This is a genomic window from Saccharopolyspora erythraea, from assembly GCF_018141105.1.
In the GTDB taxonomy this organism is placed as follows: domain Bacteria; phylum Actinomycetota; class Actinomycetes; order Mycobacteriales; family Pseudonocardiaceae; genus Saccharopolyspora_D; species Saccharopolyspora_D erythraea_A.
The window spans coordinates 1,469,895-1,496,741 of record NZ_CP054839.1; the positions used below are offsets into that span (position 1 = coordinate 1,469,895).

Here is a 26,847-nt window from a genome sequence, read left to right on the forward strand (position 1 = left end):
CCTTTCGGCCGCTCCGGGGGCTCCCGGATGACTATTGGTTCACTACCAGACCTTTGCGGCACATCATGGGGAGCGACCGGGGAGGTGTCAACACCCGGCCGGGTGCGATCGGCGAGACGAGTTGGTTTCGTTCTGCGCCGGCCAGGTTTCCCGGCGCGGCCTTGACAGCGGGCAGCCGTCGGCGCACTCTGCCCAACTATCCAAAGGGCCAGAGACATACCAAATCAGCCCGCCGCCGCACCGCCGGGAGGAACGTCTGGTGACCGCACAACGACGACACCGCCAGCAAGTGGACTACGAGCACGTCGGCCGCGACTACCTGGAGAACCGGTCGCTCAAGGGCGGTGCCGCGGGGTGGGTCCTGCTCGCGGGCCTCGGCGTCGCCTACGTCATCAGCGGCGATTTCGCGGGGTGGAACTTCGGGCTCGCCGAGGGCGGCTGGGGCGGCCTGCTCATCGCGACCGCGCTGATGGCGACCATGTACACCTGCATGGTCTTCGGCCTGGCCGAGATGGCCTCCGCCCTGCCGGTCGCGGGCGCGGGCTACGGCTTCGCCCGGCGCGCGCTGGGACCGCTGGGCGGATTCGCCACCGGCACGGCAATCCTCATCGAGTACTCCATCGCCCCGGCCGCGATCGCGGTGTTCATCGGCGGGTACGTCGAGTCGCTCGGGCTGTTCGGGCTCACCAACAGCTGGCCGGTCTACCTGGTGTGCTTCGCGGTCTTCGTCGGCATCCACCTGTGGGGCGTCGGCGAGGCGCTGCGGCTGATGTTCGTGATCACCGCGGTGGCGGTGGTGGCCCTGGTGGCCTTCGTGCTCGGCATGATCCCGGAGTTCTCCACCGACAAGCTCTTCGACATCGCACCGACCGGCGCGGCGGGCGCGAGCGAGTTCCTGCCGTTCGGCTACGCGGGGGTGCTGGCGGCCCTGGTCTACGGGATCTGGTTCTTCCTGGCCGTGGAGGGCGTGCCGCTGGCCGCCGAGGAGGCCCGCGACCCGCGGCGCGACATGCCGCGCGGCATCATCGCCGCGGTGCTGGTGCTGCTGGTCTCGGGGCTGGCGATCCTGCTGGTCGCACCGGGCGGGGCCGGCTCGTCGGTCATCGCGGGGGCGGACAACCCGCTGCCCGCAGCGGCCCGCGCCGCCAAGGGCGAGGACAGCCTGCTGGCCCACGTGATCAACTACGTGGGGCTGGCCGGGCTGGTGGCGAGCTTCTTCTCGATCATCTTCGCTTACTCCCGGCAGCTGTTCGCGCTCTCCCGCGCCGGCTACCTGCCCCGCTGGCTGTCGGTGACCGGCAGGCGCCGGACGCCGTACGCGGCCCTGATCGTGCCGGGCACCATCGGCTTCGCGCTGGCGGCCATCACCCAGGACGGCGCGCAGCTGATCAACATCGCGGTCTTCGGCGCGACCGTGTCGTACGTGCTGCTGAACCTCTCGCACATCGTGCTGCGCCGCCGCGAGCCCGGCCTGGAGCGCCCCTACCGCACCCCGGGCGGCACCGCGACGACCGGCACCGCCCTGGTGCTGGCCGTGGCGGCGGTGGTCGCGACGTTCTTCGTCGACGAGGTCGCCGCGGCCATCACGGCGGCGATCTTCGTGGCGGCCCTGGCGTACTTCTGGTTCTACAGCCGCCACCACCTCATCGCCAACGCGCCCGAGGAGGAGTTCGCTGCGGTGGAGGCCGCCGAGGCAGAGCTCTCGTAGGCGGAGGGGCCGGGCGCGGCAGGCCCGGGAGAGCGGGCGTGGCCGCGGGGCGTCCCGGTCACCAGGCGGACGCGGTGGGGCCGGACCGCATGTGGACGCGGTGCCCTTCCAGGCGCAGGCCAACGCGGCGGCGCCCCCGACTCCGGGTCCAGGCGCGGACGTGGCCGCCCGGTCACCGGCCGGACGGCCACGTCCACACCCCGCAGCTCTGTTCCTCTGAACAGAAGATGCCAGCCCGAGGGGGCCGGGTCGATGGTGCGTTCCCCCGAGCCGCCGGGCAGGCTCCCCACTCCGCTGGTGGGGCTTGCCCCACCTCCGGAGGGGGTGCACGCCAGGCCGGGCAGCGCTACAGCGGGGTGCCGCCTTCCCAGCCTTCCTCGAACATCTCCTGGACCGCGGGATGCTCGAGCGCGTAGCGCTCCGGCCGCGGCGCCAGCCGGTGCCAGCCGAACCAGTTGTCCAGCACACCCCACCACAGCACCAGCAGCCCCATCGTCAGCAGCACCGGGAACACCGCCAGCCACTGGTCCTTCCAGGGCTCCCCGCTGAGGTTGCTGGCGGCCAGCGGCAGCAGCATCAGCCCGGTGAACGCCGCCGAGCCGATCAGCACCCGCCGCAAGCCGCGTTCCAGGCTGTGCCCGATCCGGCAGCGCCCGCACCGGGGCACGATCCGGTAGGCCTGCCGCCACGTCTCGTAGATCCCGATGACGATGAACGTCTGCGTGCGGTCCCGGCTCAGGACGACGGCCACCCGGTCAGCGGGACTCGCAGGGGAATCGCAGAACCAGCACTGTGCGGCGTCCACCGGTGCAGCGTAGCGAGCGCGACGACGCGTCGGTGCCGATTGGCCGGAAGAGGAAACCCCCGCGATGGCCCGGAGTTTCCCCGCAACTGGCCTTCCCGCGCGAGGTCGCCGGGAGATCCCCGCCGGAAGGCAGGAGCGGGGTGGTGATCCGGTGACGGGGGAACGAACCGGACCACCACCCCGCGTGCGGCGCCACGCGCCGCCGCCTGCCGCGCGGCCCACGCACCGCGCGACCCGCGCCATCGGAGCGCCGAGGCGGATGCTCAGACCTCAGCGTTCTCCTTCTCCTGCGCCGCCGCGGCGCGCTTGGCACGACCCCACGGCGTGAACCGCACGACCAGCGGCCACAGCAGGATCAGCACGACGACGCCGTAGACGGTGACCGAGAACGGGGTGTTGACCAGGCCGGTCAGGTCCCCGTCGCTGATCTGCAGGGCCCGCCGCATCTGCTGCTCGGCGGTCGGGCCGAGGATCACCGCGATGATCGCGGGCAGCACCGGCAGCCCGTAGCGGCGCATCGCCAAGCCGATCAGGCCGATGACGAACAGCAGCAGCAGGTCCAGCGACTCCCCGCCGACGGCGTAGGCGCCGACGCTGGCGAAGAACAGGATGCCCGCGTACAGGTAGGGCCGCGGGATCTGCAGCAGCTTCGCCCACAGCGGCGCCAGCGGCAGGTTCAGCACCAGCAGCAGCACCGACCCGATGAACATGCTGGCGATCAGCGCCCACACCAGCTCCGACTCGCGTTCGAACAGCAGCGGGCCGGGCTGGATGCCGTACTGCTGGAACGCCGCCAGCATCACCGCGGCCACCGCCGTGGTCGGCAGGCCCAGCGTCAGCATCGACACCATGGTCCCCGCCGCCGAGGCGCTGGCGGTGGCCTCCGGCCCCGCCACGCCCTCGATGGCGCCCTTGCCGAACTCGTCGCGCCGCTTGGACAGCCGCTTCTCGGTCACGTACGACAGGAACGTCGGAATCTCCGCGCCACCGGCGGGGATCGCACCGAACGGGAACCCGATCAGCGGGCCGCGCAGCCACGGCCTCCAGGAGCGCTTCACGTCCTCGGCGCCCAGCCACGGCCTGCCCACCGGGATCGCCTGGCCGGAGGTCCGGCGCAGGTGCGCGGCCACCCACAGCGACTCGCCGATGGCGAACAGCCCGACCGCCACGATCACCACGTCGACGCCGTCGGCCAGGTGCAGCAGCCCGAAGGTCAGCCGCTGCTGACCGGTCATCTCGTCCAGCCCGATCAGGCCGATGGTCAGGCCGATCAGCAGCGAGGCGATGCCCCGGATGCGCGAGCTGCCCAGCACCGAGGTGACCGCGATGAACGCCAGCACCATGATCGCCAGGTAGTCCGGCGCGCCGATGTTGACCGCCAGCGAGGCCACCGTCGGCGCCAGCAGCGTCAGCAGCGTGATGCCGACGATGGCGCCGATGAAGTGCCCGATCGCCGCCGCCGCCAGCGCCTGCGCGCCGCGGCCCTTGCGGGCCATCGGGTTGCCCTCCATCGCCGCGACCACCGCCGCGCTCTCACCCGGGGTGTTGAGCAGGATCGACGTGGTCGAGCCGCCGAACATCCCGCCGAAGTAGATGCCGGCGAACATGATGAACGCACCGGTCGGCTCCAGCGCGTAGGTCACCGGCAGCAGCAGCGCGACCGCCATCGCCGGTCCGATGCCGGGCAGCACTCCGATCGCGGTGCCCAGCAGCACGCCGATCGCCGCCCACACCAGGTTCATCGGTGTCAGCGCGGTGGAGAAGCCCTCCAGGAGCAGGTTCAGCGATTCCATGACTTCACAGCACCCCCATCAGCGGGCCGCCGGGCAGGGGGACACCGAGCAGGTGGTTGAAAACGAGGTAGGTGAGCACCGACAGCACCGCGGCCACCAGCGGGTCGCGCACGGTGTTGCGGCTGCCCAGCGCGTAGGCGCAGCCCCAGAACAGGATCATCCCCGACAGCGGGAAGCCGATGACGTTGATCAGCACCGCGTTGGCCAGGAACGCCGCCGACAGCAGCAGCACCGTGCGCCAGTCGCTCGGCGCGGACAGGTCGACGTCCTCGCCGCTCTCGGACTGGCCGCGGCCGCCGCGCAGCACGTCGCGCGCCAGCAGCACCGACACCAGCAGCAGCAGACCGCCCACGAGGTAGGGCACGGTCTTCGGTCCGACCGGGCCGCGCTGGGTGAAGTCGGTGGCGATGGTCCAGGCGTCCACCAGCACCAGCACGCCCAGCGCGGCCAGGACCACGCAGATGCCGAGCTCGGAGTGCTCCTTCAGCCAGCCGCGCCGCGCGCGCCGGGGCTCGGCGGCCGGCTGGAGTTCGGTCGTGCTCATGCCAGCCCCAACTCCTTCAGGACCGAGGCGACCCGGTCGTTCTCCTGGCGCAGGAACGCGCCGAACTGCTCGCCCGGTGCGAACGCCTCGGTCCAGCCGTTGCGCTGCAGCGCCTCCTGCCATTCGGGGCTCTTGTTGAGCCGGGTGAACAGGGTGACCAGCTTCTTGCGGTCGGGCTCGGAGAGGCCGGGCGGTGCGACGATGCCGCGCCAGTTGGTGAACTCGACGTCCACGCCTGCCTCGGTGAGGGTGGGCGCGTCCACGCCCGGCAGCCGCTCCTTGCCGGTCACCGCCAGCACGCGCAGCTCCCCTGCTTCGATCTGGTCGCGGTACTCGCCGATGCCGGAGACGCCGAAGGCGACCTTGCCGCCGAGCACCGAGGCCAGCAGCTCGCCGCCGCCGTCGAACGGGACGTAGTTGACCTGCTTCGGGCTCAGACCGACGGCCCTGGCCATCAGCATCGGAGCCAGGTGGTCCGGGCCGCCCGGGGACGAGCCGCCGCCCACCGGCACGTCGCCGGGCCGGGCCTTCCAGTCGGCGAGGAGCCGGCCGAGGTCGCGGTAGGGCGAGTCCTTGCCGACGACCACGACGTTGGACTCCTCGATCAGCTTCGCCACCGGCGTGGTGTCCTGCAGCGACACCGGCGAGTGGTTGGTGTAGACGCTGCCGACCACGCCCAGGCCCATCGACATCGCCAGCTTGCCGTTGCCGCGCTCGTTGACCACCCGGCCGAGGCCGACGGTGCCGCCCGCGCCGGGCAGGTTGAAGACCTCGACGTTCGAGTTGAGCCCGGCGTCCTCCATCGCCTTGACCGCGGTGCGGGCGGTGATGTCGTAGCCGCCGCCGGGCGAGTTCGGCACCAGCATCCGCAACCCGCGGATCTCGGCGTCTGCGCCGCTGTCGGTGCCGGTGCTCGCCAGCGGCGGCACCAGGAGCACCAGCAGCAGCGACGCGACGACCGCCAGCGCACTGCGTAGTCGCACGGTTGTCCCGCCTCTCCGTTGTGGTGGGAAAAAGTGAGTTGGGTCATGGTGACCACGCACCGCGCGTTCTGTCTCGCTTGCGCAAGCATCGATCGTTTTGTTCTTTGCGTAACCGGACCGGCCGCCGCGCCGGGCGCCACCCGGCCCCACGACCTGCGGTTTCTCCGACCCGCGTGCTCCGCCGGCCGACCGGGCGGGTTAACGTCGGCTTCCGCGAGCGAGGGAGGTGGAGGCGGTGCGAGGCTCGCTGTCGCGGCAGCTCCTGGTCTGGCAGCTGCTGATCATCTTCGTGCTGCTCGCCTCGATCGCGGTGTTCTCGGTGACCCAGTCCGACGCCGCGTTCCGCGCCACCGAGGGCCGCCGCATGCTCTCGGTCGCCGAGGACCTCGCGGCCACCGATGGGGTCCGGGTGAGCCTGCCCGACCCGTTCCGCCACGACGTGCTGCCGATCCTGGCCGAGAGCGCCCGCAGCCTCTCCGGCGCCGACCACGTGATCATCGCCGACGGCAACGGAATCGTGCTGACCTCGCCCGACCCGGACCAGCGCGGGCAGCGCCTGCCGACGGGCGCCAGCACCGCGCTCTCCGGCCGGGCGTGGGTGGGCGAGATCGACACCGACGGCGTCGACTCGCTGGTGGCGCAGGTCCCGGTGATCTCCGCCGACGCGCGGATCATCGGCGTGGTCTCGGCGGGCCGGGAGACACCGGACGTGCTGCAGGGGCTGCGGGAGGCACCGCAGAACCCGCTGACGCTGCTGACCTTCGCCACCGTGCTGGGCATCGCGGGCTCGGTCTTGCTGGCGCGGCGGGTCAAGCGACAGACTCTCGGCCTCGAGCCGCAGGAGATCACCCGGTTGGTCGAACACCGGGAGGCGCTGCTGCACGGTATCCGGGAGGGGGTGCTCGGTGTGGACCAGCAGAACCGCATCACGCTGGTCAACGACCAGGCCCGCGCGCTGCTGTCGCTGCCCGCCGACTGCGTGGGCAGGCCGATCGACGGGCTCGGGCTCAACGAGCGCGCCGCCGACGTGCTCACCGGCCGCACCGACGGCGTCGACCAGATCGTGCTGCGCCGGGGCCGGGTCGTGGTGCTCAACCGGATGCCGATCTCCTCGGTCGGCGCCGTGGTCACGATGCGCGACCGCACCGAGCTGGTCGACCTGCGCCGCGAGCTGGACGCCCACCGCGACGTCACCGACACGCTGCGGGCGCAGGCGCACGAGTTCACCAACCGGCTGCACACCATCTCGGGCCTGATCGAGCTGGGCGAGTACGAGGAGCTGCAGCGCTACGTCGACCGGGTCAGCCACACCCGCGAGCAGTGGCACACCGAGGTGAGTGCCCGGGTCGGCGACCCGGCGACCGCGGCGCTGCTGATCGCCAAGGCGAGCCTGGCCGCCGAGCGCGGCGTCGGCCTGCGGCTGCACGAGGGCGCGGCGCTCGGCGAGATCGACGAGCAGCTCTCGGCGGACCTGGTCACCGTGCTGGGCAACCTCGTCGACAACGCGCTGGACGCGCTGGAGGGCTCGCCCGGCAGCACGCGGGACTTCGTCGAGGTCGACCTGCGCCACGACGACGAGGTGACGGTCGTGGTGCGCGACTCGGGGCCGGGCGTGGCGCCGGAGATCGCCGAGGAGGTGTTCCGCCACGGGTTCACCACCAAGGCCGCCAGGGGCGGCGATCGAGGACTGGGACTGGCGCTGACCAGGCAGATCTGCCGCCGCCGGGGCGGCTCGGTGCAGGTTCGAAACGACCGGGGCGCGGTGTTCACCGCCCGGCTGCCGATCGGCCCCGCTCCGGGAGGGACGTCGTGATCAAGGTTCTGGTCGTCGACGACGACTTCATGGTGGCCAAGATCCACAGCGGCTACGTCTCGCGGGTGGCAGGCTTCGAGGTCGTCGGCACCGCCCACACCGGCGCCGACGCGCTGCGCGCGGTCGGCGAGCTGCGGCCCGAGCTGGTGCTGCTCGACATCTACCTGCCCGACATGGACGGCCTGGCCGTGCTGCGGGAGCTGCGGGCGGGCACCGGCAGCCCGTCGGCCGACCCCGACGTCATCGTGATCACCGCCGCCCGCGACCTGGACACCGTGCGCGGCGCCATCCGCGGCGGCGCGCTGCACTACCTGATCAAGCCTTTCAGCTACGAGGCGCTGCGCGACCAGCTCGAGAACTTCAGGTCGCTGCACCGCAGGCTCAGCGCGATGCCGGGCGACGCCCCGGCCGTGCAGCAGGACGTCGACCGGCTCTTCGGATCCCGCGCGCGCGGCTCCTCAGCGCCGCCCAAGGGCGTCTCGAGCGAGACCGCGCGAATCGTCGAGGACATCCTGCGCGAGCGAACCGCAGGCGGCGGTGACCTCTCGGCGACCGAATGCGCCGACGCCACGGCACTTTCCCGGGTCAGCGCCCGCAAGTACCTGGAGCACTTCGTGGTGACCGGGCGGGCGGAGGTGCGCCTCCGCTACGGCGGCACCGGAAGGCCGGAACGCCGCTACCGCTGGTCGGACTGACACTCGTTCTCCAGCGTCTTGCTGCAAGTCGTACGCGATGCGGCGAGACATTTTCACCAGTCGATTCTCGTCGCCGCGCGAAGCAAGTGTGAATGATCAACTTGCGCACCGAAACGGTCGGGCTATCTTCAAGAAGGCACTACCACAACTGAATTCCGCATTTCCGCAAAACCGGGAGACGAACTCACATTCAGCGAACGTCTCCACGGATTCTTTGTCGACCCATCACGCATCACTTCGAAGGAGCAGTAATGCTTATCAAGCGCGTCCTCGTCGCGACGGCTCTCGGCCTCCCCCTGCTGTTCGGCGCCCCGGGCATGGCACTGGCCAACGGTGACCACCACGAGAAGCCGGTCCAGCACTGCAAGCACGAGTGCAAGCCCGTGAAGCACGACTGCAAGAAGGACCACAAGCCTGAGAAGCAGGACTGCAAGAAGGACCACAAGCAGCACGCGGACCACAAGAAGCATGGCGACCACAAGAAGCACGGGGACCACAAGCAGGAGCAGGCCCTGAACAACCACAACAACCAGGTCAACGTGCACACCAACGAGCAGACCGGTACGCAGCGGCAGGGCTGAGGCAGGCCCGGACCTCTGAATCAGACGGTGGCAGCCGCAGAAACAGCGCTTGGCCCGGAGTTCTTCTCCGGGCCAAGCGCTCTGCTGCGGACGTGGATTCCCACGGTTTCACCGAGCACCCCGGAAAGGGCGACTGCTTCTTTGGTCCACCCTGACACGAATAGCGGCCCACGACGCGCAACCGCCTAATCGACGCGACGGGAAAGTGGGCCGGCCTCGACGTAAAGCACAAGGGTCGCCACCGATACCGCGCTCCGGCCGGAGCCCGCTTTTCGAGCGCGCCGGCAAAGGCGTCAGAGAACCGCGGGCAGGCGGAGTCCGTTGTAGCCGGCGCGGGCGTCCTGGAACCGCTTGGCGACCTCGTCCCAGTCGACCACGTTCCACAGCTGCTTGACGTAGTCGGCCTTCACGTTGCGGTACTGCAGGTAGTAGGCGTGCTCCCAGATGTCGAACACCAGCAGCGGCGTGGTGGCGATCGACAGGTTGGAGTGGTGGTCGCGCAGCTGCTGGGTGATCAGCCGCTGACCGACCGGGTCCCAGGCCAGCACGCCCCAGCCGTTGCCCTGGATCGTGGTCGACACCGCCTCCATCTGGGCGCGGAACTTGTCGAACGACCCGAAGTCCTGGTCGATGGCCGCCGCCAGCTCCCCGGTGGGCCTGTCCCCGCCGTTGGGGCTGAGGATCTTCCACCACACCAGGTGCAGCGAGTGGCCCGCCAGGTTGAACGCCAGCGTGGTCTCCAGCCCGACGATCGAGCCGAAGTCGCCCTTGTCCCGGGCCTCGGCGATCTTGTCGATCGTGTCGTTGGCGCCCTTGACGTAGGTCGCGTGGTGCTTGCTGTGGTGCAGCTCGTTGATCTCCCCCGAGATCGCGGGCTCCAGCGCCGCGTAGTCGTAATCCAACTCGGGCAGCACGTACTGAGCCATTCCGGACTCCTCGCATCGATCTTGGTCCTGACGACGCCGAGTCTCGAACCTCGAGCGCGCTGGAGGTCAACGGATCGGAGCGGGTGTTCTGCGTCACCGCGTCGCCGCTACCCGAACCGGCCCTGTCAGGGGCGTCGGCTCAGGCGCTAATGTGCGCGAGAACACATAGCCGACGGAGGCCGTGATGTCCGACCCGACGTGGCTCACCGCAGACCACGACCTCGACCGCCCGAACGGCGCACGGATCTACGACTTCTACCTCGGCGGCCAGAACAACCTGCTGTGCGACCGCACCTACGCGCGCAGGTTGCTGGCGCTGGTACCGGACCTGCGCCACGCCGCGCTGGAGAACCGCGCGTGCATGCGCCGCGTGGTGCGCATGTTCGCCGAGCGCGGCATCCGGCAGTTCCTCGACCTCGGTTCCGGCATCCCCACCGCGGGCAACACCCACGAGACCGCCCGCGAGGTCGCCCCGGACTGCCGCGTCGTCTACGTCGACAGCGAGCCGATGGCGGTCGCGCACGGCGAGCTGCTGCTGAACGGCGACCCGAACACCGCCATCGTGCGCAAGGACGTCCGCGACGTGCGGGCCGTGCTCCACGACGAGCAGACCCGGCGGCTGCTGGACTTCGACCAGCCCGTCGCGGTGCTGCTGTTCGCGCTGATGCAGTTCATCCCCGACGACGACGATCCGGAGGCCATGCTCGAGCAGTACCGCGACGCGCTGGTGCCCGGCTCGTATTTGGCGCTGTCGCACCTGACCGGCGACGACCGGCCCGAGGAGATGGAGGCCGTCCGCCGGCTCACCATGCACGAGGGCAGGCCCAACACCCTGCGCGGCCGGGAGCGGGTGCGGGAGCTGCTGGCCGGTTTCGAGCTGGTGGAGCCCGGCGTGGTCTACCTCCCGGAGTGGCGGCCGGACCCGGGGCACCGCGACGAGGTCCCCGTGGAACGCTCGATGGCCTACGTCGCCGTCGGCTGCAAGCCCTGACCCCCTACCGCACCGCACCGGGCACGACCTCCGACGAGACCCGTGAGCCTTTCTGGCGCCACGACGACCCAAACGACCCGCGGGCGTCCGGACACCGTTGGCGGGGGCGGAAATCGGCGGTGGCGACCTCAGCGGCAATGCGGACGAACCGCCCTTGCTAACGTGGCGGCGTGTCCGAGCAGACCAGCACCGCGACCTCGGCCCCCTCGGGCACCCGGAGCAGGCGCAAGATCAGCTGGGACCTGGTCCGCGCGGGCTGCGTGACCCTGGTCATGCTCTACCACGCGACGTTCCTCGGCGTCTTCCTGCACCCGGAGCTGGAGAGCCGCAAGCTGGTCTTCCCCTACCAGGTCGGGGCGAGCCTGCTGCTGCTGATCTCGGGCTACTTCGCCTGCGTGACCATCGGGCGCGGGCCGGTGCTGCGCTACTGGTGGGGCCGCATCGCCCGGCTGCTGCCGCCCTTCCTGGCGGCGGTGTTGCTCATCTACGCGGTGATGCGGCTGGTCCCGGTCGACGGCTGGTTCGACCCGGGGTGGGGCGACCTGCTGGCCAACCTGCTCATGCTGTGGAACTGGCACCCGCAGGACCACCCCTTCATCGACGGCTCGCACTGGACGGTGCCGTTGCAGCTCATGGGCTTCACCGCCGCGGCACTGCTGTACCGGTCGAGCTGGGGACGCGGACCGCGGCTGCGGGTGGTGCTGTGGGCGGCGGTGCTCCTGCCGGTCGCGCAGTGGCCGCTGCGGGTGTCCAACCCGCCGGAGCCGTACCGCATGCTCGTCGACGGCATCGGCGCGCACCGCTGGCACCTGCTGGTGGCGGGGGTGGTGATCTGGCTGTGGTCGACCCGCCGCATCGGCACACCGCACTTCTGCGCGCTGCTGGCCTCGTGCATGGTCGCCCAGGCGCTGCACAACTATTCGGAGACGCCGGAGGGCCTGGTCGCCGACTGGGGTTCGACGGTCGCGGTCTGCGCCGGGATGGTGGTCGTGGCGGCGACCGCCTACGGCCCGGACTGGAACCGGGTGGTGCCGGACTGGCTGGGCAGGCGCGTCCAGTGGTTCGCCGGGATCTCCTACGGCGTCTTCCTCACCCACCAGACCATCGGCTACATCGTCTCGCGCAAGCTCCAGGACGCCGGTGCGGGACCGACCGCGCAGACCGCGGCGATGGTGGGCACGGGCGTGGTCGCGGGCTGGCTGCTGACGCGCGTCGTGGAACGCCCCGCGCACCGCTTCCTGATGGGCACCTACGACCGGCTTCGCCCGGCCCCCGCCAAGTCCGCCTGAGCGGCCGTCGAGGCGCTCAGCGACGCGCTCCGGGCGCGTCCGGGCCAACGACGGCGCGCGGGCGGGCCCAGTGACTCCGGACCCGCCCGCGCGCGCAGGTGCTCAGAACGGCCGGCGCTGGAGCGGGCGCTCGTCCAGCGGCGTGTCGCGCACCGACACGCCGGCATCGACACCGCCCCACCTGCGCAGCGCGGCGGTCGCGGCGTCGCGCTCCGAGGCGGGCAGTGCCTCGATGTCGGCGCCGTGGTTGCCGCCAGGGACGACGAACTTGAAGGAGTCCTCGCTGCCGGGCCCCAGCTCGAACGGCTCGGTGTTCCACGGGTCGTACTCGCCGTTGACGAACATCAGTTCCGAACCCGCCGAGCGCACCCAGTCGTCGATCCCGGCCATCACGCCGGGCTCGAACCACATCGGGATGTCCCTGGGCACCAGCCCGCGCGGGTTGCTGAGGTCGTCGTGGCGCAGCAGGTCGGCCAGCGCCGCGTTCGACACGCCCGGCCACCCCAGCTGCGTTCCCGCCTGGTAGTAGTACGGCACGTACTTCTCCACGCCCTGGTCGGTGTAGGAGGAGAACTGCACGGTCTTGTCGAAGAACGCGTAGAGGTCGTCGGTGCTCGCGCCGGCGGCCGGGATCGTCGAGCAGCCCGCCTGGCCGCCGTACTGCCAGAACGTGAACGGCGTGTCGGAGACCACCAGCTCCAGGGCCCGGTCGATGCCGCCGACGGTCTTGTCGAAGGTGAAGCCCTCCTTCGCGGCGTAGTCGCCGAAGCGCTTGAGCATCTCGTCGCGCCGCAGCAGCGCCTCCCGCTGCGCGGTGACCAGCGCGTTCCGGCACGCCTGGTCGGTGCCCACGGTGGCCAGGAACTCGTCGTAGCCGTCGCTGTCGTTGTCGACGTCGTTGGGCGCGACGTAGGCGACCGTGCCGTCGACGTCGCCGGGATAGAAGTGGCGGTGGTAGACCGCAGTCATCCCGCCCTTGCTGCCGCCGGTGGTGATCCACTCCTGGGCGTAGGCGGCCTTCAGCCCGTCGATGACCCGGTGCTCGTCGGTGGCCGACTGCCAGATGTCAAGGTGCCCCCATTCGGCCGGCTCGGGCCGCGACGGCGCGAAGAACCGGTGTTCGAGGCTCACCTGGTTGCCGTCAAGCAGCTGGGTCGGCTCGGCGCGGCTGGCCTTCTCCGGCAGGTTGTACCCGCTGGTGTAGGCGACCGTCGGCCGGTCGAACCCGCGGTGCAGCAGGGTCAGCCGCTGCTGGAACTCCCCGGCCGCCGGGTCGCGGTGGTCGGCGGGCTGGGTGAACGTCAGGTCGAACAGCCGGAACCCCGGCTCGGTCGGCCGCTCACCGGTGATGGTGAGCCCCGGGATGGCTTCGAGCTTCTCCCGCACGTCGTCGGCCTGCGGGGCCGCTGCCGCCGGCATGCCGGTGAGCAGCAGCCCGCACGTGACGGTCGCGGTGACCAGACCACGCCACTTCATCTCGCCTCCCAGCGTCTCGTGGGATCCGCGTGCCAGGTCGTCCGCCGCGTGCGGCTCCCGGTTGGGGGCGGCGGCGCGTGCGGCGTCCGGCCGTTGATCGGCACCGAAAGTAGCCTGGGGCATAGCGCCTAGGAAGGCGAACCGATCGTGCTGTCGTGTTCCCGCAACCGGGGGGGTCGGCCGGCGCCGGACCGGGGCGCGAGCAGCCCGTCCGCTCACCTGGAGGTGTACATGTCCGAATCGGACCTGCCGCGGCAGGCGCTGGACGTCCTGGCCCGCCCGAACCCGGCGGTGATCGCCACCGTCAACGCCGAGGGCGACCCGGTCACGGTCGCGACCTGGTACCTGTGGGAGAACGGGCAGGTGCTGGTCAACATGGACGGTGGCCGCGCGCGGCTCAAGCACCTGCGGCGCGACCCTCGCGTCTCGCTGACCGTGCTCAACGACGACGACTGGTACCAGCACGTCAGCCTGCGCGGGAAGGTTGTCCGGATGGCCGACGACCCGGACCTGGCCGACATCGACCGCCTCGCGCGGCACTACCTCGGCAAGCCCTACCCGGACCGCGACCGGCCGCGCGTCAGCGCCTGGATCCAGGTGTCGTCCTGGCACGGCTGGAACATGGGTGAGCGCTGACCGGCTCCAGGCGCGCTGAACGCACCCGCATGGTCCACGCGGTTCGCGACGGTCTCCGCGCGTCCGGCCGCCTGCGGTCGGACGCGAACCCCGCCCGCACGTCAGTGCGAGCCGTCGCTCGTGCGCGGCTCCTGGCGTGCCACGAGTGCTCAGCTCCCGGCGCGCCGACGCCATCAGCGCAGAACGCCCGGCGCGGCCACCAGCGCTCAGCACCCGGCGCGGCCAGGCCCGCCTGACCGGCGGCCGACCGCCGAAACCGCTGGTCGAAACGCTCGCGGTCGGCTGACAGCGCCCGAGCATGCGAAGGCCCGCGCAGGGGTGCCGTCCCGCCCCGTACCGGCACCCCGTGCGCTCAGCCCTCGCTACCGCTACGCGCGGGCGTCGGCGTGCGCGACCTCCGTCGCCTCGGCGACCGGCTCCTCGTCGCGCTGCCTGGGCACGGCGACCTCGTCCCGCTCGATGTCAGCCATCGGCACCTGTCCGTTGTGGACGGTCGTGTCCACGTAGGTGTCGGAGTGCTCACCAGGGGCACCGGCCTCGGTGGCCGACAGGAACGGCTCGGCCGCGGCGAGCACCCGCTGCGCCCCGCGAACCCGCTCGGCCAGGTCCTGGCGCATCCGCAGCATGGTCTCGGCGTACTCGTCGGCCCGCCGGACGCGGCGCTCGGCCTCCGCGGTCGCCTCCCGGACGCGGCGCTGCGCCTCCTGCCTGCTGGCGTGCTCGCGCTCGGCCTGCACCCGCATCTGCTCTTCCCGCCGGGCGGCCATGGAGATCTCGAAGTCCTTCTCGATCTGCGTCCGCCGCTCCTCGGCGGAGGTGTCGAGCTTGCGGCGGTGCTGCTCGGCCTCGCGTGCCATCCGCTGGATGTCCTCGCGAGTGCGCCTCAGCGACTCGTTGCGCTGCTCCTCGGCCTGCCGCCGCCACTGGTCGGCCTCGTTGACGAGGTTCTCGTAGCGGGTGCGCAGCTCGGCCGCCGACTGCTCGGCCCGCGCCCATTCGTGCTCGGCGGCGGCCTGCGCCGACGCGACGACCTCGGCGGCCTCGTCGTTGGCCAGCCGCACCATCCGGCGCATCCGGTCCGAGAGACCCTCCTCGTCGATCGGCGTCCGGCTGACGCTGTCGAGCTGCGCTCGTAAGGACTCGATCTCGGCCCGCGACTGCTCCAGCTGCGCCGACAGGTCGGCGACCTGGCTCAGCGCGGAGTCGCGGTCCTCGGTCAGCATCCGGACCTCGGCCTCGGTCTGCTGGAGGTAGAACTTCACCTGCGAACGCCGGAACCCGTACCAGACGGTGTCGAAATCCGCTTTCAACGGCACGAGTTCCCGGTCATCGTTGTGCCCCACGGTCTCACCCCACTCGAGTTGATCTTCATACTGTTGCTGGGAGCGAGCCACGCCCCGACGCGGCAAATTCCGTTGTACACCCCCGAAGCGGCTTGCGATGTGCTCCGGCGGACTGAACCGGTGGAGCCGACGCGGTCACTCTGCGCAGGGACAACGGATCGCTGCGGGCCATTGTTCACCCCGGCCCGCGATAAGATCAACTGTTCGTTCTAGGGAAAGCCGCGCGACATCCGTTGTCGGCCTCGCCGACACCGGGCGCGAAATCCCTGCTCGTGTCAGCTCTTTTCGGCCGGGCCGAGCACGCGCCGGAAAAGCGTCTCGATTTCGTCTCGTGTCGGAACCGATTCGCGGACGACGCCCTGCAACAGCAGCCCGCAGAACAGCGCCGAGAGCACCTTGCCGGTGACCGGGTCGGTGTGCGCGGTGAACTCCTCGGCCAGCGCGGCGTCCCACTCGGTGCTCACGTGCGCGAGCGCGGGGCGGTGCAGCGCGGCGACGTAGAGCTCGTGCTCGACCACCGTGCGCGAGCGTTCCGGCCCGAGGTAGTGCAGCACCAGGTCGGCCAGCGCCGCGGCGAAGTCGGCCGAGGGGTCCAGGCCGCGGGCCCACTCGCGCAGCTGCGCGACGTCGTCGCCCGCCGCCTGGCGCAGTGCCTCGGCAAGCAGGTCGTCGAGGTTGGCGAAGTAGTAGGTGGTCGATCCCAGCGGGACACCCGCGGCGGCGGCCACGGCGCGGTGGGTGAGCTTCTCGATGCCGCGCTCGGCCACGACGCTGATCGCGGCGCGGGCGATGCGTTCCCGCCTGGCGGGGTCCTTCGGACGCGCGGCCGGGCGAGCCGTGGAAGCGCGGCCGGACCGGTCGGTGGTGGACCGTCCCGCGCCGCTCGCGCGGGACGCGCCCGCGCCGGAACGTGACGGCGCCGAACGCGGCGGCGCCGAACGCGCCGAGCGCGAGGGTCCCGGACCGGTCGATGTGGACCGCGCGGAACCGCCCGAAACGGACTGACCGGACGCGGCCTCACCCGCCGAGGCACGAACGGCAGGGGCACCGCCCGCCGGGGCGTGCCCCGTCCCGGCGCCGCCCGTCTGGCCGCCGCCGGCCGCGCCCGAGGTGGGCTCACCCGGCGCGGACTGGGTGCCCGCTGGCTCCGTGGTCGACATCGCGCTCCCGTCCTCCTCGATGGGCCGGCGTTGGGGCGCCCCGCGGCGCGAGGTCCCACCTACAGCGTGTCACGACGGACGGCCGCGGCGATGCGGTCCACGTCACCCAGCGTGTGTTTGGCCTGTTCATCCAGCAGGAAGACGGCTCGTTGCGGAATTCCCACAAGCCGATGATGTACAGATGTACACCACCGGTGTTAGGGTCTTTCGCGGCACGAGGACGAACCCACTTCGAGGACGAAGTCGATCTGGCACCACGCCTGCCGTGGCAGCCGACGAGAATTGCAGCGCCACCGCCTGATCGCCAGGAGGTGAGTTTCACGGCACGATGTGCTGGTGGCGGATGAGAGAACAATCGAATCCCGCGCCCAGATCGCCCCGGCGGCCCATTCGATTCCCGGCCGCTGTTCGTCCCCGCCCCGCCGACCGCAGGTGAACCACTCGCATCGACGTGAACTCGCGTGCGAGTCGGGACCCCGCGCGTCCGGCACCGGCGGTGCCCGCAGAACCGCAATTGGCGAAGAAGTCAGCAAGAACGACAAAACGGGGAATAGGACATCCATGTCGGATACCGCAGAACCCACGCTGTTCATCGACGGCTCGTGGGTACCGGCCGAGGCCGGTGGCACGCGCCAGATCCACTGCCCGGCCGACGGCAGCCTGGTGAGCACGGTCGCCGAGGGCGGCCGGGCCGACGCCGAGCGCGCCGTCGCCGCCGCCCGGCGGGCCTTCGACGACGGCGCCTGGACCAGCACCTCGGCCTGGGAGCGCGGTGACCTGCTGCTGCGCGTGGCCGACATCCTGGTCCGCGACCGCGACCTGTTCGCCCGCACCGAGTCGCTGGACACCGGCAAGCGCCTGGTGGAGAGCGGCTACGACATGGACGACATCGCCGCCTGCTTCCGCTACTTCGGCAAGATCGCGGGCACCGATGCGGGCAAGCTGGTCGACACCGGCTCGCCGGAGGCCATCAGCCGCGTCAGCTACGAGCCGGTCGGCGTGTGCGGGATGATCACGCCCTGGAACTTCCCGCTGCTGCAGGTCGCCTGGAAGGTCGCGCCCGCCATCGCCGCGGGCGACACCTTCGTGCTCAAGCCCAGCGAGCTGACCCCGGGCACCGCGATCCTGCTGATGAAGGCGCTGGCCGAGGCCGGGCTGCCCGCGGGCGTGGGCAACCTGGTGCTGGGCACCGGGCCCGAGGTCGGTGCGGTGCTCTCCGAGCACCCCGACGTCGACCTGGTCTCCTTCACCGGCGGCCTGCACACCGGGCGCCGGGTCGCGGCCTCCGCAGCGGCCACTGTCAAGAAGGTCGCGCTGGAGCTCGGCGGCAAGAATCCCAACATCGTCTTCTCCGACGCCGACTTCGCCACCGCCGTCGACTACGCGCTGACCGCGATCTTCCTGCACTCCGGGCAGGTGTGCTCGGCCGGTGCGCGGCTGATCGTGCAGGACGACGTGCACGACGCGCTGGTCGACGAGATCGTGCGCCGGGCCGGGATGATCCGGCTGGGCGGGCCGTTCGACGAAGACGCCGAGACCGGGCCGCTGATCTCGGCCGATCACCTGGCCAAGGTCGAGTCCTACGTCGCGAAGTCCGTCGAGGAAGGCGCGGTGCTGCGCACCGGCGGGCGTCGCCCCGAGGGCGAAGAGTTCGCCAACGGGCACTTCTACCTGCCGACCGTGCTCGACGAGGTCAAGCAGGGTTCCTACGCGGTGACCGAGGAGTCCTTCGGCCCGGTGCTGACGGTCGAGCGGTTCACCGACGAGGACGACGCGGTCCGCATCGCCAACGACACCCACTACGGTCTGGCCGGTGCGGTGTTCACCTCCGACGTCAGCAGGGCGCAGCGAGTGGCCAACAGGCTGCGCCACGGCACCGTCTGGATCAACGATTTCCACCCCTACCTCCCGCAGGCGGAATGGGGCGGTTTCAAGCAGTCCGGGGTCGGCCGCGAACTCGGCCGCGCCGGACTCGGCGAGTACCAGGAAGCAAAGCACGTCTACCAGAACCTGCGGCCGCAGCCGCAGAACTGGTTCTCCCCTCGCTGATTCCTCCGTTCTTCCGCAGCAGTCCGAAAACCGGAGGAATCGCACCGGCAATTCACCACCGTCGACTCGACGGCATTTCTCGACAATCGCGCAGCAACCACCCGAGTCCGCCCTCTCCGACGCATCCGGCGTCGGGGAGGGAAGACCGGGAAAGGAGTTCGGGGCATGAGCGCGCCCACCGGCGACGCCGAACTGAACGAGTTCGGCTACACCAACAAACTGAAAAGATCGCTCGGCGGTTTCCACACCTTCGCCGCCGGGGTCAGCTACATCTCGGTGCTCACCGGCACCTTCCAACTGTCCTACTTCGGGTTGTCCTCCGGCGGTCCCGCCTACTGGTGGTCCTGGCCGCTGGTCTTCCTCGGGCAGTTGATGGTGGCGTTGAGCTTCGCCGAGCTGGCATCGCACTACCCGATCGCCGGATCGGTCTACAACTGGTCGAAGAAGCTGGGCGGCCAGCACGTCGGCTGGCTGGCGGGCTGGATGATGCTGCTGGCCTCGATCGTCTCGATCGCGGCCACCGCGCTGGCCTACCAGCACACCCTGCCCCAGATCTGGGGCGCCTTCCAGCTCATCGGTGACGGCACCGGCACCAGCGAGGCCACCAACGGCGTGGTGCTGGCGACCGCGCTGATCGTGTTCACCACGCTGGTCAACGCCTTCGGCGTCAAGCTGATGGCCCGCATCAACAGCGCGGGCGTGTTCATCGAGCTGGTCGCGGCGGTGCTGCTGATCCTGTTCCTGGCCGTGGCCGCGACCCGCGGTCCCGAGGTCGTCATGGAGACGCAGAACACCGGCTCGGCCTACTCCAGCGGCTACCTCGGCGCCTTCCTGGTCGCCGCGATCGCCTCGTCGTACGTGATGTACGGCTTCGACACGGCCTCCTCGCTGGGCGAGGAGTCCATCGACCCGCGCCGCAACGCGCCACGGGCGATCCTGCGCTCGCTGGTCGCCTCGTTCGTGCTCGGCGGTCTGATCATCCTGCTGGCACTCATGGCCGCCAGGGACCTCAACGCGCCCGAGCTGACCTCCGACGGTCTGCAGTTCGTGCTCACCGACGCCCTGGGCCCGATGGTCGGCCGGATGTTCCTGCTGGTGGTGTTCATCGCGATCACCGTGTGCGTGCTGGCCGTGCACACCGCCGCGATCCGCATCGCCTTCGCCATGGCCCGCGACAACGCGCTGCCCGGCGGCTCCAAGCTGGCCAAGGTCAGCCCGCGGTTCCTGACCCCGGTGACGCCCGCGATCATCATCGGTGTCATCGCGGTGGTGCTGCTGGTGGTCAACATCGGCCAGCCGCAGATCTTCTCGGCCGTCACCAGCCTGGCGATCATCCTGATCTACGTCTCCTACCTCCTGGTCACCATCCCGATGCTGGTGGCGCGGTTGCGCGGCAAGTGGTCGTCGGCCAAGCAGGAGGGCCGCTTCTGCCTGGGCAAGTTCGGTCTGCCGGTCAACGTCCTGGCCGTCCTGTGGGGCCTGGGCATGACGATCAACCTGGCCTGGCCGCGCCAGGAGGTCTACAACGCCGAGCCGCCGTTCCACTGGTACCTGCAGTGGAGCTCGGTCCTGTTCGTCGGGATCGCCGCGGGCGGCGGGTTCCTCTACTACTGGTTCGTCCAGCGCCACCGCGTCGGCGTCCTGGCCGACCACGCCGCCGCTCCCGCGTCCGAGCCCCCGGAGACCACCGCCGATCCCAAGCCGGCGATTTCCTGAGCAGAGAACGGAGATTACGAAGATGACCGAACAGTTCGACGATGTCTTCGACTACGTCGTGGTCGGCGGTGGCAGCGCCGGCGCCGCGGTCGCGGCGCGGCTGTCGGAGGACCCCGGCGTCACCGTGTGCCTGCTCGAGGCCGGCCCGTCCGACGTCGGCGACAAGGCCATCCTGGAGCTCAACCGCTGGATGGGCCTGCTGGAGTCCGGCTACGACTGGGACTACCTGATCGAGCCGCAGGTCAACGGCAACTCCTTCATGCGCCACGCCCGCGCCCGGGTGCTCGGCGGCTGTTCCTCGCACAACTCCTGCATCGCGTTCTGGGCACCCGCCGAGGACCTCGACGAGTGGGAGTCGATGGGTGCCACCGGCTGGGGCGCCAAGGACGTCTTCCCGCTGTACAAGCGGCTGGAGACCAACGACGGCCCCGGTGACCACCACGGCCGCAGCGGCCCGGTGACCCTGCGCAGCGTCCCGCCGAAGGACCCGTCGGGCGTGGCCCTGCTCCAGGCGTGCGAGCAGGCCGGCATCCCGATCACCGAGTTCAACTCCGGCAAGACCGTCACCCACGGCGCGAACTGGTTCCAGATCAACGCCCGCGAGGACGGCACCCGCTCCTCGTCCTCGGTGTCCTACCTGCACCCGATCATGGGCAAGCGGCCGAACCTGGAGGTCCGCACCGACGCCCGCGCCAAGAAGGTCAGCTTCGACGGCAAGCGCGCGACCGGCGTGGAGGTCCTGGCGCCCGACCTGATCCACACCCGCCGGATCGGGGCCCGCCGCGAGGTGGTGCTGTCCACCGGCGCCATCGACACCCCGAAGCTGCTGATGCTCTCGGGCATCGGCCCGGCCGAGCACCTGCGGGAGTTCGGCGTGGACGTCCTGGTCGACTCCCCCGGCGTCGGCTCGAACCTGCAGGACCACCCCGAGGGCGTCATCGGCTGGGACGCCAAGCAGCCGATGGTCAGCGACTCCACGCAGTGGTGGGAGATCGGGATCTTCACCACCACCGAGCCCGGCCTGGACCGGCCGGACCTGATGTTCCACTACGGTTCGGTGCCCTTCGACATGCACACCGCGCGGCAGGGCTACCCCACCACCGAGAACGGCTTCTGCCTGACCCCGAACGTCACCCGCAGCCGCTCGATCGGCACGGTGCGCCTGCGGTCCCGGGATTACCGGGACAAGCCCGCGGTCGACCCGCGCTACTTCACCGACGAGCACGACATGCGGGTGATGACCGAGGGCATCAAGCTCGCGCGCAGGATCGTGTCCCAGGACGCGATGCGCGAGTGGGCGGGCGCCGAGCTGCACCCGGGACCGGACGTGGTCACCGACGACGAGATCGCCGACTACATCCGCAAGACCCACAACACCGTCTACCACCCGGCGGCGTCGGTGCCGATGGGCGCCGACGACGACAAGAACGCCCCGCTGGACGCGCGGCTGCGGGTCAAGGGCGTGCAGGGCCTGCGCGTGGCCGACGCATCGGCGATGCCGTTCCTGGTGGCGGTCAACCCCAACATCACCACCATGGCGATCGGTGAGAAGTGCTCCGACATGCTCAAGGAGGACAACGCCTGACCTTTCGCCCGCTCGCGCGGGTCCCTCCGGTCCCCCGTCCCGGAGGGACCCGCGCGAGCACCGGAAAGGTGCTGCGGCGCGGGATCTCCCGCGCCGCAGCACCTTTTTGGTCCGATGTGGACGATTCCGGTGCGCGGTCCGGTCGGCACCGTGCTCACTGCCGGTCAGTCCGAGCACATCACTTCGTACAGATTCCCCGTCCTGTCGGTGAAGAACAGGCCCCGCTCGCACAGCGGGTGGTCGACGCGGCCGTTGACGGAGTCCCACGGGCTGTTGCCGAAGGGCACCCCCATCTCCCGCAGCCGCCCGAGCACCGCGTCGAACTCCGCGCCGCCGACGGCGAATGCCAGGTGGTGCGGCTGGGGATCGTCGACCGTCATGAACTGCAGGGTGAGACCGTCGTTCACCCGCACCGGGGCGAAGTGGCCCGCGACGCCGTCCGGCGGTAGCACCTCCAGCCCCATGATCCCGGCCAGGAAACGGGCCTCGGCGTCGTTGTCCAGCGCGGGGACGATGGTGTGGTCCAGGGTGACTGTCATGCTCGCCCCTCCGAGATGGTGAGTGCTCCGCCGAGGAAGACCTCGACGAGGTCGGCGGCGGTGATCTCGGCCGGGCCCCGCACCGCGGTGCGGGTGAAGAGCAGGCCGAGGTAGAGCGACGCCGTCTGCTCGCAGCTCAGCCGCAGTGAGTCGCGCTCCGGTTCGAGCAGCTCGGCGATGGCGGCGCCGATCGCGGCCATCGACGCCTCCCGGCTCGCCAGTGGTCGCCGCGGCTCGCTCCCCCGGCTGCGCGGACGTCCCGACGCCTGCAACGCCCCCGCCACCGCACCGAGGCGTTCCAGGCCCGCCCGCACCGCTTCCGCGGCCTCGCGCAGCCGCGCGGCCAGCGGCTGGTCGAGCGAGATGGACGCGATCTCGCGGACCGCGTGGTCGGGTCGCATCGCCTCGGCCATGCACGCGTCGAGCAGTTCGTCCTTGCCCGCGAAGACGCGGAAGATCGTGCCCTCCCCGATCCCGGCGGCCCGCGCCACCTGCGCCGTGGTGACCGCGGCACCGTTCTCGGCCACCAGCGGCAGCGCCGCGGCCACGATCATCTCCCGGCGCTGCTCCGGCGTCATCCCCGGAGCGCGGCGCCGGCCTTTCGGTTCGTCCATGCCGTCCAGCGTACGGAGTGAGCGCTCACTCCGTCAATGAGCGAGCACTCACTCCGGCGATTGCAGGCGGGGATGCGAGTCTTCGAAACCGCTGAACTTTCCGGGTCGCTGTGGCAGCCCGAAAAGCTCAGCGGCCCCGCAGCGAACGCCGTCGCGGCACGGGGTCGGCGTCAGCGGCGACCGCCCCCGCTCCGCGTCGCTGTCAGCTCACCTTGCGCTGCGGGAGGCGGTGCAGCTCCACCGCGCCGAGGGTTCCGTCCACCACCTCCGCCGTCATGTAGGTGCAGTGCGGTTGGCGTCTGCGGTCGGTGGGCGAGCCGGGGTTGAGCAGCCGGAGACCGCCAGGCGTGACACTGTCCCACGGGATGTGGCTGTGGCCGAACACCAGCACGTCGGCGTCCGGGAACCACCCGTCGCACCGCGCTTCCCGGCCCTTGGCCGCGCCGGTCTCGTGGATCATCGCGAAGCGGACCCCCTCCAGCTCGACCCGCGCGACCTCGGGCAGCCGGGTGCGCAGCTCCGGACCGTCGTTGTTGCCGAACACCCCGACCAGCCGCGCGCTGCGCGCGTCCAGCTCCTCCAGCGACGGCAGGTCGACCCAGTCACCGGCGTGGAAGACGACGTCCGCCGCGGCGACGGCGATCCAGACCTCGTCCGGAAGCGCCTTGGCCCGCTTCGGCAGGTGCGTGTCGGCGATCAGCAGCAGCCGCATGGAGCCAGTCTCGCCGACACGAGTCCGGTACACCACAGCGAAACGGCAGCGCTCCCCGCGGTTCGCATCCCACCTTCAAGTCACCACCGAACCGAATTCCAATGTGGACTATGTTCGGAAACCGTGGACACACGAGTAACTTTCCGACGGAAGTCTCGTACGAGTGGCCACTGAAGCGTGGAGCCACACACGATGGACTGGCAATCCCCGCGGACCACCGCGCGCCATCCCTCCATGCCTGCAACGATTCAGCAAGCAGGCTCGGCGATCAGGAGTGGACTATGACCGACGGGAAGATGACGTTCGGCGAAGTGGCCAGTGCTCTCGACGAGACGTGGGCGAACACGTCGTGGCAGGCGGGAGAACTACGTCACGATGGTGGGACTTACCGCGGGACCTACCACGTCCGGCTCGCCGACGACTGGGACGAGCGCGCGCCGCACCGGCCCTTGCTGCACGGATCCACGCTGTACCAGATCGCCGAGTACCACGCCCTGGTTTCCCTGATCTTCGCCTACGCCAACCGGCACTACCCCGCCTTCGACTCGGTACCGGCCATGACCATGGCCGAAGCCAGACGGCGCTTCCTGCTCACCTCGGTCCGGCTGGATCTGCACAAGCCGATCTTCGCCTCCGAGGTACCGGTGCAGCTCAGAGTCGACCGGCTGGTCAACAAGATGCAGAAGCACCGGCTCGTCTTCTTCGATGGCTTCGTGTCGCTCGGCGACGGCGAGCACGAGGCGCGGATGGGCGGATGCCTCAACCTGCGGGACGACCTCATCGCAACGGGCGACGCCGCCACTGACGCCACGCAGGGCACGTCCGCCCCCTGACGCACACCGGCGCCCGCCCGGTTCGAACACCGGACGGGCGCCGGGTGGTTGCGCGTTCCCGGTGCCGCTCCACGGCGCCGGTCAGGCGGAACCGCCGCACGCGGAGGGTGGCCCCGGGAACGGACTACCCGATGGTGGTCGTGGTCAGCACCGGGTTCGGGTTCGGGAAGCAGCGCGACGGCACCGGCTGGTCACCGATGATCGAGCTGACGACGGCGGTGAAGGTCAGACCCGGGTCGTCGTGGCTGGTGCCGTGGAGCTTCGTCTCGATGGTCCCGGACTGCGCGGCGGTCAGGTGCGCGGTGATCGTGGGCAGCTCGAACTGCTGCCCGCCGCCGATGGGGCCGTCGAGGTGCAGGACGGCGACGTTGCCGTCGAGGGTGATCGTCGGCGGGTTCGGCCCGAGGTTCGAGCCGCCCGCGAGGTCGGCGGAGACGAAGGCCGAGTTCGCCGGGATCGGGATCTTCAGGTCCAGCCCCTCGACGTGTTTGACGGTGTATCCGTTGACCTCACCGGGGATCGTGTTCGGCGCCGGGTCGATCACGACGTCCAGCGCCGCGCCGGGAGCGACCGTCGCGGGTGCCGTCACGTCGGTGGCCTGGGAGAGGGTGAACAGCTGCTCACCCACGGGGGAGTCACCCGAGCAGTCGAAGTTGACGTCGAACGACGCCGCAGCGGCTTGGGGAGTGAACGCCAGTGCCGCGACGGCGGCGACAGCGGCGGCAAGGAGGGGTCTGCCACTTGGGCTAAGAGCGGACTTCATTGGCCTCACCTCGGAAAACGGTCGGGGGATGGGCGAAGAGCCGCGCGGCGCTGGAGATATTTACTGACGAGTAGGGACGGCGTCAACGAAGTGCGGTTTCGCGGAATTGCCAGGTTTTTCCCGGTTGTACCGACCGTGACCCGCCCCGCCGCGGTCAACCGCCATCGGCGGGGCGATGCAAGCCAACGCCGAGATTCCGGCAACACCCGTTCATCGCAACGGCTTCGGCGCTCCGTGACGGGCATCGGCCGGAAGAGTGCTTCTGCCCGGCCACTCTGCTGCCGCACACCACGGGGAACGCGACTTTCCCGCGGTGAGAACTTCGTCGAATGTTGCGCGCTGGCGAGACCTCCCGGATCCGTGCCCGGGTTCAGCCGAGGCTGTGGCCCGCGCGGCGCTCGACGATCTGGACGGCGGCGCTGTGGTCGAGGTCGCCGCCGCCGGACTCGACGAGCTCCTCCATCGCCCTGGCCGCCGCCTCGAAGACCTGGTTGTCCACCACGCCCTCGGTGAGCTCGCGGATGATTCCGATGTCCTTGAGCTGCGTCCTGGCGGCGGCGCCGAGCGTGAAGTCCCGGCGCAGCATGCGGTCGCCGTGCAGCTCCAGGATGCGGCTGGCGGCGTAGCCGCCCAGCAGGGCCTCCCGCACCGCCGCCGGGTCCGCGCCCAGCGCGGACGCGGTGACCAGCGCCTCGGCGACGACCGCGATGCCCGCCGTGACGACGAGCTGGTTGCACGCCTTGGCGATCTGGCCCGCACCGGGCCCTCCGCACACCACGACCCGGCCCGCGAACGCACCGATCACCTCGTCGGTCGCGGCGACGTCGGCCTCGGTGCCGCCGACCATGACCGACAGCGAACCCGCCCGCGCGGCGGTCGGGCCGCCGGAGACCGGCGCGTCGACGACGGCGCAGCCGCGCGCGTGCAGGTCTTCGGCCAGCGACCGCGCGTCCGCGGGCGCGCACGTGCTGGTGTCGATCACGACGAACTCCCCGCCGTCGGCGAGCAGTCCGTCGACCACCGCGGCCCGCACCTGCGGTCCCGACGGCAGCGACACGACCACCACCGGCTTCGGGCCCGCCGAGCGCAGCCGCCCGGCGAGCGCGCGCACGTCGTCGACGACCCGGATTCCCTGCTGCGCGGCCGCTTCCCGGGTGCTGTGGCTGCGCGAGGTGGCCACCACGTCCAGTCCCGCCTCGGCCATCCGCAGCGCGAGGTTCGCGCCCATCGGGCCCAGGCCGATCACACCCACCGGCGTGCTCATAAGGTCCTCCTCCTCGCATCGGCGTCCGA

Annotated in this window: 25 protein-coding genes; 12 read left to right on the forward strand and 13 right to left on the reverse strand. The window is 70.7% G+C overall.

Going from position 1 to position 26,847, the window contains the following annotated elements:
• Window positions 1-259: 259 nt before the first annotated feature.
• Entirely contained in the window at window positions 260-1,708 is a 1,449-nt protein-coding gene (gene eat, locus HUO13_RS06760; protein WP_211900593.1) for an ethanolamine permease, read from the forward strand.
• A 346-nt stretch (window positions 1,709-2,054) separates the two neighbouring features.
• Here the strand turns inward: eat and HUO13_RS06765 are convergent, their stop codons facing one another.
• The 4 genes from HUO13_RS06765 to HUO13_RS06780 all read right to left on the reverse strand — a co-directional run bounded on the left by HUO13_RS06765 (window position 2,055) and on the right by HUO13_RS06780 (window position 5,833).
• Complete coding sequence (locus tag HUO13_RS06765; protein ID WP_249124500.1) at window positions 2,055-2,513, reverse strand: hypothetical protein; 459 nt, start codon at window positions 2,511-2,513, stop codon at window positions 2,055-2,057.
• Between the two features lie 263 nt (window positions 2,514-2,776).
• The gene (locus HUO13_RS06770; protein ID WP_211900594.1) at window positions 2,777-4,306 is read right to left on the reverse strand and encodes a tripartite tricarboxylate transporter permease; all 1,530 of its coding nucleotides are present in this window, start codon (window positions 4,304-4,306) and stop codon (window positions 2,777-2,779) included.
• Between the two features lie 4 nt (window positions 4,307-4,310).
• Window positions 4,311-4,850 carry a tripartite tricarboxylate transporter TctB family protein gene (locus HUO13_RS06775; RefSeq protein WP_211900595.1) on the reverse strand — a complete coding sequence of 180 codons (540 nt, stop codon included), beginning with the start codon at window positions 4,848-4,850 and terminating at the stop codon, window positions 4,311-4,313.
• Window positions 4,847-5,833: a Bug family tripartite tricarboxylate transporter substrate binding protein gene (locus HUO13_RS06780; RefSeq protein ID WP_211900596.1), complete on the reverse strand. Its 987-nt coding sequence runs from the start codon at window positions 5,831-5,833 to the stop codon at window positions 4,847-4,849. The genes HUO13_RS06775 and HUO13_RS06780 overlap by 4 nt, the downstream gene beginning before the upstream one ends.
• 226 nt (window positions 5,834-6,059) lie before the next feature.
• On the opposite strand from HUO13_RS06780, the gene HUO13_RS06785 reads away from it, so the two are divergent.
• From HUO13_RS06785 to HUO13_RS06795, 3 genes are all read left to right on the forward strand, one after another.
• Window positions 6,060-7,646, forward strand: coding sequence for a sensor histidine kinase (locus tag HUO13_RS06785; RefSeq protein WP_211900597.1), 1,587 nt, complete (start codon window positions 6,060-6,062; stop codon window positions 7,644-7,646).
• Window positions 7,643-8,341, forward strand: a complete 699-nt coding sequence (locus tag HUO13_RS06790; protein WP_211900598.1) for a response regulator — start codon at window positions 7,643-7,645, stop codon at window positions 8,339-8,341. Before HUO13_RS06785 ends, HUO13_RS06790 begins: the two co-directional genes overlap by 4 nt.
• A gap of 251 nt (window positions 8,342-8,592) precedes the next feature.
• Window positions 8,593-8,922, forward strand: coding sequence for a hypothetical protein (locus HUO13_RS06795; RefSeq protein ID WP_211900599.1), 330 nt, complete (start codon window positions 8,593-8,595; stop codon window positions 8,920-8,922).
• Between the two features lie 293 nt (window positions 8,923-9,215).
• On the opposite strand, the gene HUO13_RS06800 is transcribed toward HUO13_RS06795, so the two are convergent.
• Window positions 9,216-9,848 (reverse strand): superoxide dismutase, encoded by a 633-nt coding sequence (locus HUO13_RS06800; RefSeq protein WP_211900600.1) that lies wholly within the window; start codon window positions 9,846-9,848, stop codon window positions 9,216-9,218.
• A 184-nt stretch (window positions 9,849-10,032) separates the two neighbouring features.
• Here HUO13_RS06800 and HUO13_RS06805 point away from each other — a divergent pair, with 184 nt between their 5' ends.
• Together HUO13_RS06805 and HUO13_RS06810 are read left to right on the forward strand one after the other, a co-directional pair.
• Window positions 10,033-10,839 (forward strand): SAM-dependent methyltransferase, encoded by an 807-nt coding sequence (locus HUO13_RS06805; protein ID WP_211900601.1) that lies wholly within the window; start codon window positions 10,033-10,035, stop codon window positions 10,837-10,839.
• 170 nt (window positions 10,840-11,009) lie between these two features.
• Window positions 11,010-12,128 carry an acyltransferase family protein gene (locus tag HUO13_RS06810; RefSeq protein ID WP_211900602.1) on the forward strand — a complete coding sequence of 373 codons (1,119 nt, stop codon included), beginning with the start codon at window positions 11,010-11,012 and terminating at the stop codon, window positions 12,126-12,128.
• Between the two features lie 102 nt (window positions 12,129-12,230).
• Here the strand turns inward: HUO13_RS06810 and HUO13_RS06815 are convergent, their stop codons facing one another.
• Window positions 12,231-13,727: a S28 family serine protease gene (locus HUO13_RS06815; protein ID WP_249124501.1), complete on the reverse strand. Its 1,497-nt coding sequence runs from the start codon at window positions 13,725-13,727 to the stop codon at window positions 12,231-12,233.
• 108 nt (window positions 13,728-13,835) lie between these two features.
• Between HUO13_RS06815 and HUO13_RS06820 the strand changes: the two genes are divergently transcribed.
• A complete protein-coding gene (locus tag HUO13_RS06820; protein ID WP_211900603.1) occupies window positions 13,836-14,240 on the forward strand; it encodes a PPOX class F420-dependent oxidoreductase in 405 nt (134 codons plus the stop codon).
• A 368-nt stretch (window positions 14,241-14,608) separates the two neighbouring features.
• Here the strand turns inward: HUO13_RS06820 and HUO13_RS06825 are convergent, their stop codons facing one another.
• Both HUO13_RS06825 and HUO13_RS37300 read right to left on the reverse strand, forming a co-directional pair.
• Entirely contained in the window at window positions 14,609-15,583 is a 975-nt protein-coding gene (locus tag HUO13_RS06825) for a cellulose-binding protein (protein WP_211900604.1), read from the reverse strand.
• Between the two features lie 275 nt (window positions 15,584-15,858).
• Window positions 15,859-16,359, reverse strand: coding sequence for a TetR/AcrR family transcriptional regulator (locus HUO13_RS37300; RefSeq protein WP_249125053.1), 501 nt, complete (start codon window positions 16,357-16,359; stop codon window positions 15,859-15,861).
• On the opposite strand from HUO13_RS37300, the gene HUO13_RS37305 reads away from it, so the two are divergent.
• The 4 genes from HUO13_RS37305 (at window position 16,334) to HUO13_RS06845 (ending at window position 22,093) form a co-directional block, all read left to right on the forward strand.
• A complete protein-coding gene (locus tag HUO13_RS37305) occupies window positions 16,334-16,588 on the forward strand; it encodes a hypothetical protein (RefSeq protein WP_249125247.1) in 255 nt (84 codons plus the stop codon). The genes HUO13_RS37300 and HUO13_RS37305 overlap by 26 nt on opposite strands.
• 716 nt (window positions 16,589-17,304) lie before the next feature.
• Entirely contained in the window at window positions 17,305-18,792 is a 1,488-nt protein-coding gene (locus tag HUO13_RS06835; RefSeq protein WP_211900606.1) for an aldehyde dehydrogenase family protein, read from the forward strand.
• A gap of 165 nt (window positions 18,793-18,957) precedes the next feature.
• On the forward strand, window positions 18,958-20,508 hold the full coding sequence (locus HUO13_RS06840) for an APC family permease (RefSeq protein ID WP_211900607.1): 1,551 nt from the start codon (window positions 18,958-18,960) through the stop codon (window positions 20,506-20,508).
• 22 nt (window positions 20,509-20,530) lie between these two features.
• The gene (locus HUO13_RS06845) at window positions 20,531-22,093 is read left to right on the forward strand and encodes a GMC family oxidoreductase (RefSeq protein ID WP_211900608.1); all 1,563 of its coding nucleotides are present in this window, start codon (window positions 20,531-20,533) and stop codon (window positions 22,091-22,093) included.
• A gap of 164 nt (window positions 22,094-22,257) precedes the next feature.
• Here HUO13_RS06845 and HUO13_RS06850 read toward each other — a convergent pair whose 3' ends face one another.
• The 3 genes from HUO13_RS06850 to HUO13_RS06860 all read right to left on the reverse strand — a co-directional run bounded on the left by HUO13_RS06850 (window position 22,258) and on the right by HUO13_RS06860 (window position 23,958).
• On the reverse strand, window positions 22,258-22,632 hold the full coding sequence (locus HUO13_RS06850; RefSeq protein ID WP_211900609.1) for a VOC family protein: 375 nt from the start codon (window positions 22,630-22,632) through the stop codon (window positions 22,258-22,260).
• Window positions 22,629-23,246: a TetR/AcrR family transcriptional regulator gene (locus HUO13_RS06855; protein ID WP_349253365.1), complete on the reverse strand. Its 618-nt coding sequence runs from the start codon at window positions 23,244-23,246 to the stop codon at window positions 22,629-22,631. Before HUO13_RS06855 ends, HUO13_RS06850 begins: the two co-directional genes overlap by 4 nt.
• Before the next feature lie 202 nt (window positions 23,247-23,448).
• Window positions 23,449-23,958 (reverse strand): metallophosphoesterase family protein, encoded by a 510-nt coding sequence (locus HUO13_RS06860; RefSeq protein ID WP_211900610.1) that lies wholly within the window; start codon window positions 23,956-23,958, stop codon window positions 23,449-23,451.
• Between the two features lie 281 nt (window positions 23,959-24,239).
• Between HUO13_RS06860 and HUO13_RS06865 the strand changes: the two genes are divergently transcribed.
• Window positions 24,240-24,791, forward strand: coding sequence for a hypothetical protein (locus HUO13_RS06865; RefSeq protein WP_211900611.1), 552 nt, complete (start codon window positions 24,240-24,242; stop codon window positions 24,789-24,791).
• A 124-nt stretch (window positions 24,792-24,915) separates the two neighbouring features.
• Here the strand turns inward: HUO13_RS06865 and HUO13_RS06870 are convergent, their stop codons facing one another.
• Together HUO13_RS06870 and HUO13_RS06875 are read right to left on the reverse strand one after the other, a co-directional pair.
• Window positions 24,916-25,554, reverse strand: a complete 639-nt coding sequence (locus tag HUO13_RS06870; RefSeq protein ID WP_211900612.1) for a cyclase — start codon at window positions 25,552-25,554, stop codon at window positions 24,916-24,918.
• Between the two features lie 370 nt (window positions 25,555-25,924).
• Window positions 25,925-26,818 carry an NAD(P)-dependent oxidoreductase gene (locus HUO13_RS06875; RefSeq protein WP_211900613.1) on the reverse strand — a complete coding sequence of 298 codons (894 nt, stop codon included), beginning with the start codon at window positions 26,816-26,818 and terminating at the stop codon, window positions 25,925-25,927.
• Between the last annotated feature and the right edge of the window lie 29 nt (window positions 26,819-26,847).

What these genes read in the sequence shown, in the direction of transcription:
- HUO13_RS06770 (WP_211900594.1), bottom strand. Translation starts at nt 4,306, where the DNA reads ATGGAATCGCTGAACCTGCTCCTGGAGGGCTTCTCCACCGCGCTGACA.
- HUO13_RS06775 (WP_211900595.1), bottom strand. Translation starts at nt 4,850, where the DNA reads ATGAGCACGACCGAACTCCAGCCGGCCGCCGAGCCCCGGCGCGCGCGG.
- HUO13_RS06795 (WP_211900599.1), top strand. Translation starts at nt 8,593, where the DNA reads ATGCTTATCAAGCGCGTCCTCGTCGCGACGGCTCTCGGCCTCCCCCTG.
- HUO13_RS06800 (WP_211900600.1), bottom strand. Translation starts at nt 9,848, where the DNA reads ATGGCTCAGTACGTGCTGCCCGAGTTGGATTACGACTACGCGGCGCTG.
- HUO13_RS06805 (WP_211900601.1), top strand. Translation starts at nt 10,033, where the DNA reads ATGTCCGACCCGACGTGGCTCACCGCAGACCACGACCTCGACCGCCCG.
- HUO13_RS06815 (WP_249124501.1), bottom strand. Translation starts at nt 13,727, where the DNA reads ATGCCCCAGGCTACTTTCGGTGCCGATCAACGGCCGGACGCCGCACGC.
- HUO13_RS06820 (WP_211900603.1), top strand. Translation starts at nt 13,836, where the DNA reads ATGTCCGAATCGGACCTGCCGCGGCAGGCGCTGGACGTCCTGGCCCGC.
- HUO13_RS37305 (WP_249125247.1), top strand. Translation starts at nt 16,334, where the DNA reads ATGCCGCGCTCGGCCACGACGCTGATCGCGGCGCGGGCGATGCGTTCC.
- HUO13_RS06835 (WP_211900606.1), top strand. Translation starts at nt 17,305, where the DNA reads ATGTCGGATACCGCAGAACCCACGCTGTTCATCGACGGCTCGTGGGTA.
- HUO13_RS06840 (WP_211900607.1), top strand. Translation starts at nt 18,958, where the DNA reads ATGAGCGCGCCCACCGGCGACGCCGAACTGAACGAGTTCGGCTACACC.
- HUO13_RS06845 (WP_211900608.1), top strand. Translation starts at nt 20,531, where the DNA reads ATGACCGAACAGTTCGACGATGTCTTCGACTACGTCGTGGTCGGCGGT.
- HUO13_RS06850 (WP_211900609.1), bottom strand. Translation starts at nt 22,632, where the DNA reads ATGACAGTCACCCTGGACCACACCATCGTCCCCGCGCTGGACAACGAC.
- HUO13_RS06855 (WP_349253365.1), bottom strand. Translation starts at nt 23,246, where the DNA reads ATGGACGAACCGAAAGGCCGGCGCCGCGCTCCGGGGATGACGCCGGAG.
- HUO13_RS06860 (WP_211900610.1), bottom strand. Translation starts at nt 23,958, where the DNA reads ATGCGGCTGCTGCTGATCGCCGACACGCACCTGCCGAAGCGGGCCAAG.
- HUO13_RS06865 (WP_211900611.1), top strand. Translation starts at nt 24,240, where the DNA reads ATGACCGACGGGAAGATGACGTTCGGCGAAGTGGCCAGTGCTCTCGAC.
- HUO13_RS06870 (WP_211900612.1), bottom strand. Translation starts at nt 25,554, where the DNA reads ATGAAGTCCGCTCTTAGCCCAAGTGGCAGACCCCTCCTTGCCGCCGCT.
- HUO13_RS06875 (WP_211900613.1), bottom strand. Translation starts at nt 26,818, where the DNA reads ATGAGCACGCCGGTGGGTGTGATCGGCCTGGGCCCGATGGGCGCGAAC.